Here is a 9,027-nt window from a genome sequence, read left to right as displayed (position 1 = left end):
GAGCCGCCGCAGCGCACGACGCACGGTCGTCGCGAGGATCGCGCTCGTGCCGACGCCCGCGCCGCACACCGTCACGATCCTCATGCCGGGCCCTCGATGGCGGCGATGGCCTCGTCGCGGGTGCGCGCCTGCGCGATCGCGTCGACGACGCCCTCGCGGTCGAGGTGCACCGCGAGGTCGGCGAGCACGAGCACGTGCTCCGACTGCGTCGTGGACGACAGCGCGATGACGACGCGCACCGGGTCGTTGTGGGCGTGGCCGAAGGCGACGGGCTCCCGCAGCGTCACGATCGCCGCGGCCGGTCGACGCACGACCGCGCTCGGCCGCGCGTGCGGCAGGGCGATGCCGGGGGCGACGACGCACCACGGGCCGCCGTCCTCGATGAGCCGCACCATCTCGTCGACGTACGCGGGCCCGACGGCGCGCGCGTGCACGAGGTCGCGGCCGGCGGCTCGCACCGCGTCCTCCCACGTCGCCGCGGCGACGCCGGGCGAGAAGGTCGCGTCCTCGAGGATGTCGAGCGTCATCGCAGCTCGTCGAACACGTCCGCGATGTGCTCGACGAGGTCGTCGCGCTCCTCCACGGGGAGGAACGCCGAGCGCGCCGCGTTCACCTGCAGCTGCTCGAGGTCGTCGAGGCCGTAGTCGAACGCCTCGGCGAGCAGGCCGAGCTCGCGCGTGAGCGACGTGTCCGACTGCAGGCGGTTGTCGGTGTTCACGGTCACCCGGAAGCCGAGCTGGTAGAGCATGTCGAAGGGGTGGTCCTCGATCTCGTCGCCGAACGCCGCGATCGCACCGGTCTGCAGGTTGGAGGACGGGCTGAGCTCGAGCGGGATCTGCCGCGAGCGCACCCACTCGGCCGTCGCACCGAGCTCGACGAGCAGGTCGTCGCCGCGGTCGTCGACCTCGATGTCCTCGGCGATCCGGACGCCGTGCCCGATGCGCAGCGCGCGACCGGCGAAGAGCGCGTCGCGGATCGACTCGATGCCCGCCGCCTCCCCCGCGTGCACCGTGACGGGCATGTGCGCCCGTGCCAGGAGGTCGAACGCCTCGGAGTGGCGCGAGGGCGGGAAGCCATCCTCGGGGCCGGCGATGTCGAAGCCGACGACGCCGCGGTCGCGGTGGCGGATCGCGAGCTCGGCGATCTCCGTCCAGCGGTCGAGGTGGCGCATGGCGGAGACGAGCTGGCCCACCTGGATGCGACGGCCGTGCGAGCGCACGAGCGCGACGCCCTCGTCGAGGCCCGCCTGCACCGCCTCGACGGCGCCGTCGAGCGACAGGCCCCGCGCGAGGTGCTGCTCGGGCGCCCAGCGGATCTCGCCGTGGACGACGCCGTCGTCGGCGAGGTCGAGCACGAACTCGCGGGCGATGCGCACGAGCGCGCCCTCGGTCTGCATGACGCCCGTCGTGACGTCGAACGTCTTCAGGTAGTCGACGAGCGAGCCGGAGTCGGCCGACTCCGCGAACCAGTCGCCGAGCGCCTCGGCGCCGGCGGCCGGCAGCCGCAGGCCGATCTCGTCGGCGAGCTCGACGATCGTCTGCGGGCGGAGGCCGCCGTCGAGATGGTCGTGCAGGCTCACCTTGGGCAGCGCGCCGATGTCCACGCCGTCGAGCAGGATGCGGTCCACGTCGTCCTCCAGATCCGTCCCCCCGATCCTACGGACTCGGGCGCCCGCGTGCCGTCGTCGGCGCGTCCGTGACGACGCGGGTCCCCGCATACGCTGAGGGCATGCCCCGCCGCATCATCCTCGACTGCGATCCCGGCCACGACGACGCCATCGCGCTGCTGCTCGCCGCAGGATCGCCCGAGATCGACCTCGTCGCCGTCACGACCGTCGCCGGCAACCAGACCCTCGAGAAGGTGACGCGCAACGCGCTCGCCGTCGGCACGATCGCGCGGATCGAGGACGTGCCGTTCGCCGCCGGCGCCGAGCGGCCGCTCGTGCGCGAGCAGGTCGTCGCCCCGGAGTACCACGGCGAGTCGGGCCTCGACGGTCCCGAGCTGCCCGCGCCGACGGTCGCGCTCGACGCGCGCCACGCCGTCGACCTCATCGTCGAGACGATCATGGCCGCCGCGCCGGGCGAGATCACCCTCGTCCCCACGGGTGCGCTGACGAACCTCGCGCTCGCCGTGCGGCGCGAGCCGCGCATCGCCGAGCGCGTGCGCGAGGTCGTCTGGATGGGCGGCGCCGCGCACGGCGGCAACCTCTCCCCCGTCGCCGAGTACAACGCGGCCATCGACCCGGAGGCCGTGCGGATCGTGCTCGAGGCGGGCTGGCCCGTCGTCATGGTCGGCCTCGACCTCACGCACCAGGCGCTCGCCGACCGGTCGGTGCTCGACGCCATCGCGGCGGTCGACGGCGCACCCGCCGCGTTCACGCTCGAGCTGCTCGAGTTCTTCCGCGGCACGTACCGCGAGCAGGGCTTCGAGTGGCCGCCCGTCCACGACGTGTGCGCCGTCGCCTACGTCGTCGACCCGGGATGCATGACCGTGCGCAGCGCGCCGATCGCGGTCGAGCTGCACGGCGAGCTCACGACCGGCCAGACGGTCGTCGACCTCCGCCATCCGGCGCCGGCGTCGTGCGTCACGAGCGTCGCGCTCGGGCTCGACGCGCCCCGCATGTGGGGGCACGTCGTCGACGCGCTCGCGCGCCTGGCCTAGGTCGAGGAGACCGCGCCGAGGCCGAGGCCGGCGAGGATCAGGCCGCCGAAGAGCACCACGAGCAGGATGCCGAGCACGATCGCTGCGATCGAGAGGCCGATGCCCCAGTTCGCCATGCCGCGCGCGTGCGGCTCGCGCGACTTCGCCATGACGCCGACGACGATGCCGGCGATGGGCACGAGGAGCGTGTAGCCGAAGGCCAGGGACACGATGCCGAGGATGAGGCTCGTGATGCTCCACGTCTTCGACGGGGCGAGGGAGGTCTGGGGCTGCGTCATGGCTCCATCATCGCGCCGCTCGCTTCACGTGCGCTGCATGCGTCGTCGTCAGACGATGCGGTCGCGCACGATCGGCAGGCGGTCGACGGTCGTGCCGGCGGGCGCGATCTCCCAGGCGCCCTCGAGCGAGGCGAGCGCACGGTCGAAGCGCGAGGCGTCGTCGGCCGAGAGCGTCCAGAGCGCGTCGCCCGCGCGCACGGCGTCGCCCGGCTTGACGTGCAGGTCGATGCCGGCGGCGTGCACGACGTCGTCGGTCGCGCGCGCCCTGCCCGCGCCGAGCCGCCAGGCGGCGACGCCGAACGGCAGGGCGTCCTGCCGGGCGAGCACGCCGTCCGACTCGGCGACGACCGTGTGCCGCTCGCGCGGCGTCGGCAGCGCCGCGTCCGGGTCGCCGCCCTGCGCGACGACGAACCGTCGCCAGCGATCCATGGCGCGACCGTCGGCGAGCGCGGCCTCGACGTCGGCGTCGGGCTGGCCGACGGCCGCGAGCATCTCGCGCGCGAGCGCGACGGTGAGCTCGACGACGTCGGCGGGTCCGCCGCCTGCGAGCACCTCGACCGACTCGCGCACCTCGTTGGCGTTGCCGATCGCGAGCCCGAGCGGCACGTCCATGCTCGTGAGCAGCGCGCGCGTGTCGACGCCGGCGTCGGTGCCGAGCGCGACCATCGTCTCGGCGAGCTCGCGCGCCCGCTCCTCCTCGCGCATGAAGGCGCCGGAGCCGAACTTCACGTCGAGCACGAGCGCGCCCGTGCCCTCGGCGATCTTCTTCGACATGATCGACGACGCGATGAGCGGGATCGCCTCGACGGTGCCCGTGATGTCGCGCAGCGCGTACAGGCGCTTGTCGGCGGGCGCGAGGCCCGATCCGGCCGCGCAGATGACGCCGCCGACGTCGGCGAGCTGCGCGAGCATCTCCTCGTTCGACAGCGCCGCACGCCATCCCGGGATCGACTCGAGCTTGTCGAGCGTGCCGCCCGTGTGGCCGAGGCCGCGACCGGAGAGCTGCGGCACCGCGACGCCGAAGGCGGCGACGAGCGGCATGAGCGGCAGCGTGATCTTGTCGCCGACGCCGCCGGTGGAGTGCTTGTCGACCGTCGGCATGGGCAGCGACGAGAAGTCCATGCGCTCGCCGGAGGCGATCATCGCCTGCGTGAGGTCGTGGATCTCGCGGCGCTCCATGCCGTTCAGCAGGATCGCCATCGCGAGGGCCGCCATCTGCGCGTCCTCGACGTAGCCGCGCGTGTACGCGTCGACGAGCCAGTCGATCTCGTCGGTCGCGAGCACGCCGTGGTCGCGCTTCGTGCGGATGAGGTCGACGACGTCGTGCGCCTCTGCCATGGGGTCCTCCTGGGTTCGTCGCGCGAGGCGGATGGCCTCAGGCGTCGGCTGCGCGGTATGCGTCGAGCGTCGTGGGCCCGAACGCGTCGGGCAGCACCTCGTCGATCGTACGGATGCCCGAGAGGGTCTGCAGCAGCATGCCCGGCGCGGCGTGCTCGAACAGCAGCTGCCGGCAGCGTCCGCACGGCATGAGCGTCGCGCCGTGGCCGTCGACGCACGCGAACGCCGTCAGGCGACCGCCGCCGTCCATGACGAGCGCCGAGACCATCGAGCACTCGGCGCACAGCGTGACGCCGTACGCCGCGTTCTCGACGTTCGCGCCGGAGACGACGCGGCCGTCGTCGGTGAGCGCCGCGCAACCCACGGAGAAGCCCGAGTAGGGCGCGTACGCCTTGGCGTTCGCCGCGACGGCGGCGGCGTGCAGCGCATCCCAGTCGATCGGCGCGGCGTCGGTCGTCTCGTGCACGGCGCTCACGCCTTCATGTAGGGCTTGCCGCTCGCGGCGGGCGCCCGCGACTGACCGATGAAGCCGGCGACGGCGAGGATCGTGATGACGTACGGCAGCATGAGCATGAACTCGTTGGGCACGCCCGAGCCGATCGACTGCAGCACGTTCTGCAGCGCCTGCGCGAAGCCGAACAGCAGCGCCGCGAACGTCGCCTTCACCGGGTGCCACTGGCCGAAGATGACGGCGGCGAGGGCGATGAAGCCGAGGCCGCTCGTCATGTCGCGCTGGAACGAGCCGTTCGAGTCGAGCGTGAAGTACGCGCCGCCGATGCCGACGATCGCGCCGGCGAGCGTCACGTTCCAGAAGCGCCAGCGGTTCACCCGGATGCCGACGGTGTCGGCGGCCAGCGGGTGCTCGCCGAGCGCGCGCAGCCGCAGGCCCCACGTCGTGCGGAAGAGGGCGATCGTGACGACGACGACCGCGACGTACATCGCGTAGACGATGAGGGTCTGGTTGAACAGCGCCGGCCCGACGATGGGGATGTCGGCGAGCCCGGGGATGCGGATGCGGTCGAAGCGGTCCGGGTTGTTGAGCTCGGGGCTGTTCGTGAGCACCGACGAGTAGAGGAAGTTCGTCAGGCCGAGCACGAGCACGTTGAGCACGACGCCGACGATGACCTGGTCGACGTAGTACTTGATCGAGAACGCCGCGAGCACCATCGACACGAGCACCGAGGCGACCATCGCCGCGACGAGGCCGCCGAGGCCCGCGAGCAGGATGCCCGCCGTGCCGAGCTGGCCGATGGGGCCGGACGCGATGGCGGACGAGGCGACGGCGGCCGCGAAGGCGCCCGAGAGCAGCTGGCCCTCGATCGCGATGTTCACGACGCCGACGCGCTCGGAGATGACGCCGCCGAGGGCGCCGAAGATCAGCGGGACCGAGAGGCCGACCGTCAGCACGAGGAGGCCGGGCAGCGGGATGGTCTTCGTCGCACCCGCCCAGACGAGGAAGCCGAGGACGGCGACGATGCCGTAGGCGACGGGCAGCCAGATGCCCACGCGACGCCTCGCGGCGTGCGCCGCGATCGCGATGCCGGCCATCGCCGCGAGCAGGATCGCCGCGACGATGCCCGTGATGCGCGCGGGCAGCACGGCGTCGGGCAGCTGCAGGAGGTCCTGGCCCGTCGAGAGCCGCAGCGTCGTCTCGCCGTCGCGCCCGAGCACGACGAGCACGAGGACGACGACGACCGTGAGGACGAGGTAGGTGATGGGGACGCGGCGGCTGCGCGGCCGCGACGTGCCGGCGCCGGGGGCGTCGGCGAGTCCCGTGGACTGCACGGTGGTCATCGCACGGCTCCCCTCGGCGTGGGCAGGCGGAACACGGCGCGCACGAGCGGCGGCGCCGCGATGCACAGGACGATGACCGACTGCACGACGAGCACGATGTCGATCGGCACGCCCTCGGCCGCCTGCATGCGGAATCCGCCCGCCTTGAACGCGCCGAAGAGCAGGCCGGCGGCGAGCGTGCCCCACGGGCTCGAGCGGCCCAGGAGCGCGACGGTGATGGCGTCGAACCCGATGCCGGCGTCGATGCCCGACGTGAAGCCCGTCGTCACGGTCGACTGCACCTGCTGCGCGCCGGCGAGACCCATGAAGGCACCCGCGACGAGCATGGCCTGCACGTAGACGCGCTTGACGTCCATGCCGGCGTTCAGCGCGGCCTGCGGGTTGAGGCCGACGGCGCGGAAGCGGAAGCCGAGGCTCGAGCGCTCGATGAGCCACCAGGCGACGACGACCGCGAGCACCGACAGCACGATGCCCCACGTGAGGTTGAACTGCGCGCCGAGCAGCAGCGGCAGCTGCGCCGACTCGAGCGTGCCGGGCGTGATGGGGTTGTTGCTGCCGGGCGCCTGCAGGAGGCCGGGCGTGCGGATGAGGTACGACAGCAGCCACAGCGCGACGAAGTTCAGCATGATCGTCGTGATGACCTCGTGCGCGCCGGTGCGTGCCTTGAGGAGTCCGGCGATGCCGGCCCACAGCGCGCCGGCGAGCATGCCGGCGACGAGGGCGACGAGCACGTGGAGCACGGGCGGCATCGGGAAGGAGAAGCCGACCCAGCCCGCCGCGGCCGCGGCGGCGAGCATCTGCCCGCGACCGCCGATGTTGAACATGCCGACGCGGAAGGCGACGGCGACGCCGAGGCCGGCCGCGATGAGCGGGGCGGCGAAGTGCAGCGTCTCGGTGAGCGGGCGGATGAAGGCGACGAAGCCTCCCTCCGGCCGCGAGAAGTTGAAGATCGAGCCCTGGAAGAGCGCCCAGTAGGCGCCGCCGACCGCCGACGCGATCGCGCCGAGCGTGTCGCCGGGCCGGGCGAAGAAGTAGCCGCTCGACTCCTGCACCGTCTCGTCGGTCGCGGCGATGAGCACGCCGCCGACGACGAAGGCCACGAGCACGGCCAGCAGGGAGACCATGGGCGTGCCGCCGAGGATCTCGCGGCCGATGCCGCTCCAGCGGTCCTCGTCTCGCGGCTCCTCGGGCGTCGCGGGCGTCTGCGTCTCGGCGACGGGCACCTCGACGACCGTCGGGGCGTGCACGACCTCGCGGTCGCCGTCGGCGTGGAGCGCGGGCGCCCCGCCCGCTCGGGGCTGCTCGGGCGCGAGGGGTGCGTCCCGGTCCTGGTCGTCGGTCGTGCCGCCGGGGCGGTCCTGGTCGTCGCTCATGCTGCGAGCCCCTCCGGAAGCTCTCCGGCCATCATGATGCCGAGGTCGTCGCGCGACGTCTCGGCGGGCACGACGCCCACGATGCCGCCGCCGTACATCACGGCGATGCGGTCTGCGAGCCCGACGACCTCGTCGAGCTCGGTCGAGACGACGATCACGGGGATGCCCGCGTCGCGCGTCGCGATGACCTGCGCGTGCACGAACTCGATCGAGCCGACGTCGAGGCCGCGCGTGGGCTGCGACGCCACGAACAGCTGCAGCGGGCGCGAGAGCTCGCGGGCGAGCACGACCTTCTGCTGGTTGCCGCCCGAGAGCGTGCCGACGGGCGTCTGGATCGACTGCGCACGGATGTCGAACGCGCCGAGGCGCTCCTGCGCGAACTCGTCGCGCGCCTGACGCACGATCGTGCCGCGCGAGACGAAGGGCGCTCCGAGGTAGCGGTCGAGCATGAGGTTCTCGGCGATCGAGTACTCGCCCACGAGGCCGTCGACCTTGCGGTCCTCCGGCACGAAGCCGACGCCGGTGTCGAGCACCTCGCGCACGCTGCGCCCGAGCAGCTCGACGCCGTTGAGGCGGATGCTGCCGGTCGCGCGCCGCTGCAGGCCGAGGATCGCCTCGGTGAGCTCGGTCTGGCCGTTGCCCTGCACGCCCGCGATGCACACGACCTCGCCGCCGTGCACCGTGAGCGAGAGGTCGTCGACGACGGCGATGCCCTGGTCGTCGACGACGGTGAGGTGCTCGATGACGAGCTCGTTGTCGGTGCGCACCGACGGCTGCTTGTGCACCGTGAGCTCGACGGGACGGCCGACCATGAGCGAGGCGAGCTCGATGCTCGTCGCGGTGGGCTGCGCCTCGCCGACGACCTTCCCGAGCCGGATGACCGTGATGCGGTCGGCGATCGCGCGCACCTCGCGGAGCTTGTGCGTGATGAAGACGATCGCCGTGCCCTCGTCGCGCAGCTGCTGCATGATCGTCATGAGCTCGTCGGTCTCCTGCGGCGTGAGCACCGCGGTGGGCTCGTCGAACACGAGCACCTTCGCGTCGAGGGAGAGCGCCTTGATGATCTCGACCCGCTGCTGCACGCCGACGGGGAGGTCCTCGATGCGCGCGTCGGGGTCGATCTGGAAGCCGAAGCGCTCGGAGATCTCGACGACGCGGCGCTTCGCGCCCGCGAGCCCGCCGAGCTCCTTCTCGTGGCCGAGGAGCACGTTCTCGGCGACGGTGAAGACGGGGATGAGCATGAAGTGCTGGTGGACCATGCCGATGCCGGCGCGCATGGCGTCGCCGGGACCTGCGAACCGCTGGACGACGTCGTCGAGCAGGATCTCGCCCTCGTCGGCCTGGTAGAGGCCGTAGAGCACGTTCATGAGCGTGGACTTGCCCGCGCCGTTCTCACCGAGCAGGCAGTGGATCTCGCCCGCCTCGACCGTGAGGTCGATGTGATCGTTGGCCGTGAGCGAGCCGAAGCGCTTCGTGATGCCGCGCAGCTCGAGGGTCATCGCCGCTCCTGAGGTGGATGGATGGTCGACGTGCGGCGCCGGGTGCGGCGCCTCGGGTCATGACTGTAGTCGCACGCGTGGGGG

9 protein-coding genes are annotated in these 9,027 nt (G+C 72.6%); 1 reads left to right on the top strand and 8 read right to left on the bottom strand.

What is annotated here, in order from left to right:
* Window positions 1–80 precede the first annotated feature (80 nt).
* Together ABD249_RS03135 and ABD249_RS03130 are read right to left on the bottom strand one after the other, a co-directional pair.
* Complete coding sequence (locus ABD249_RS03135) at window positions 81–527, bottom strand: PTS sugar transporter subunit IIA (protein WP_344340204.1); 447 nt, start codon at window positions 525–527, stop codon at window positions 81–83.
* Window positions 524–1,627, bottom strand: coding sequence for an adenosine deaminase (locus ABD249_RS03130; protein WP_344340202.1), 1,104 nt, complete (start codon window positions 1,625–1,627; stop codon window positions 524–526). The genes ABD249_RS03135 and ABD249_RS03130 overlap by 4 nt, the downstream gene beginning before the upstream one ends.
* 101 nt (window positions 1,628–1,728) lie before the next feature.
* Here ABD249_RS03130 and ABD249_RS03125 point away from each other — a divergent pair, with 101 nt between their 5' ends.
* Complete coding sequence (locus tag ABD249_RS03125; RefSeq protein WP_344340199.1) at window positions 1,729–2,661, top strand: nucleoside hydrolase; 933 nt, start codon at window positions 1,729–1,731, stop codon at window positions 2,659–2,661.
* On the opposite strand, the gene ABD249_RS03120 is transcribed toward ABD249_RS03125, so the two are convergent.
* Genes ABD249_RS03120 through ABD249_RS03095 form a run of 6 tightly spaced genes read right to left on the bottom strand, consistent with a single transcriptional unit; the run spans window position 2,658 to window position 8,943 of the window.
* Entirely contained in the window at window positions 2,658–2,939 is a 282-nt protein-coding gene (locus ABD249_RS03120) for a hypothetical protein (RefSeq protein WP_344340198.1), read from the bottom strand. The genes ABD249_RS03125 and ABD249_RS03120 overlap by 4 nt on opposite strands.
* Before the next feature lie 48 nt (window positions 2,940–2,987).
* Entirely contained in the window at window positions 2,988–4,277 is a 1,290-nt protein-coding gene (locus ABD249_RS03115; protein WP_344340195.1) for a thymidine phosphorylase, read from the bottom strand.
* A 37-nt stretch (window positions 4,278–4,314) separates the two neighbouring features.
* The gene (locus ABD249_RS03110) at window positions 4,315–4,752 is read right to left on the bottom strand and encodes a cytidine deaminase (protein WP_344340193.1); all 438 of its coding nucleotides are present in this window, start codon (window positions 4,750–4,752) and stop codon (window positions 4,315–4,317) included.
* Window positions 4,749–6,071, bottom strand: a complete 1,323-nt coding sequence (locus tag ABD249_RS03105) for an ABC transporter permease (RefSeq protein WP_344340191.1) — start codon at window positions 6,069–6,071, stop codon at window positions 4,749–4,751. The genes ABD249_RS03110 and ABD249_RS03105 overlap by 4 nt, the downstream gene beginning before the upstream one ends.
* The gene (locus ABD249_RS03100) at window positions 6,068–7,444 is read right to left on the bottom strand and encodes an ABC transporter permease (protein ID WP_344340189.1); all 1,377 of its coding nucleotides are present in this window, start codon (window positions 7,442–7,444) and stop codon (window positions 6,068–6,070) included. Before ABD249_RS03100 ends, ABD249_RS03105 begins: the two co-directional genes overlap by 4 nt.
* A complete protein-coding gene (locus ABD249_RS03095) occupies window positions 7,441–8,943 on the bottom strand; it encodes an ABC transporter ATP-binding protein (protein WP_344340186.1) in 1,503 nt (500 codons plus the stop codon). The genes ABD249_RS03100 and ABD249_RS03095 overlap by 4 nt, the downstream gene beginning before the upstream one ends.
* Window positions 8,944–9,027 lie beyond the last annotated feature (84 nt).

Source organism: Agrococcus versicolor (genome assembly GCF_039531815.1).
GTDB lineage: Bacteria > Actinomycetota > Actinomycetes > Actinomycetales > Microbacteriaceae > Agrococcus > Agrococcus versicolor.
Note: the sequence above shows the minus strand (reverse complement) of the source record. Positions and strands in the feature narration are given on the sequence as shown.

What these genes read in the sequence shown, in the direction of transcription:
- ABD249_RS03120 (WP_344340198.1), bottom strand. Translation starts at nt 2,939, where the DNA reads ATGACGCAGCCCCAGACCTCCCTCGCCCCGTCGAAGACGTGGAGCATC.
- ABD249_RS03105 (WP_344340191.1), bottom strand. Translation starts at nt 6,071, where the DNA reads ATGACCACCGTGCAGTCCACGGGACTCGCCGACGCCCCCGGCGCCGGC.
- ABD249_RS03125 (WP_344340199.1), top strand. Translation starts at nt 1,729, where the DNA reads ATGCCCCGCCGCATCATCCTCGACTGCGATCCCGGCCACGACGACGCC.
- ABD249_RS03135 (WP_344340204.1), bottom strand. Translation starts at nt 527, where the DNA reads ATGACGCTCGACATCCTCGAGGACGCGACCTTCTCGCCCGGCGTCGCC.
- ABD249_RS03100 (WP_344340189.1), bottom strand. Translation starts at nt 7,444, where the DNA reads ATGAGCGACGACCAGGACCGCCCCGGCGGCACGACCGACGACCAGGAC.
- ABD249_RS03115 (WP_344340195.1), bottom strand. Translation starts at nt 4,277, where the DNA reads ATGGCAGAGGCGCACGACGTCGTCGACCTCATCCGCACGAAGCGCGAC.
- ABD249_RS03095 (WP_344340186.1), bottom strand. Translation starts at nt 8,943, where the DNA reads ATGACCCTCGAGCTGCGCGGCATCACGAAGCGCTTCGGCTCGCTCACG.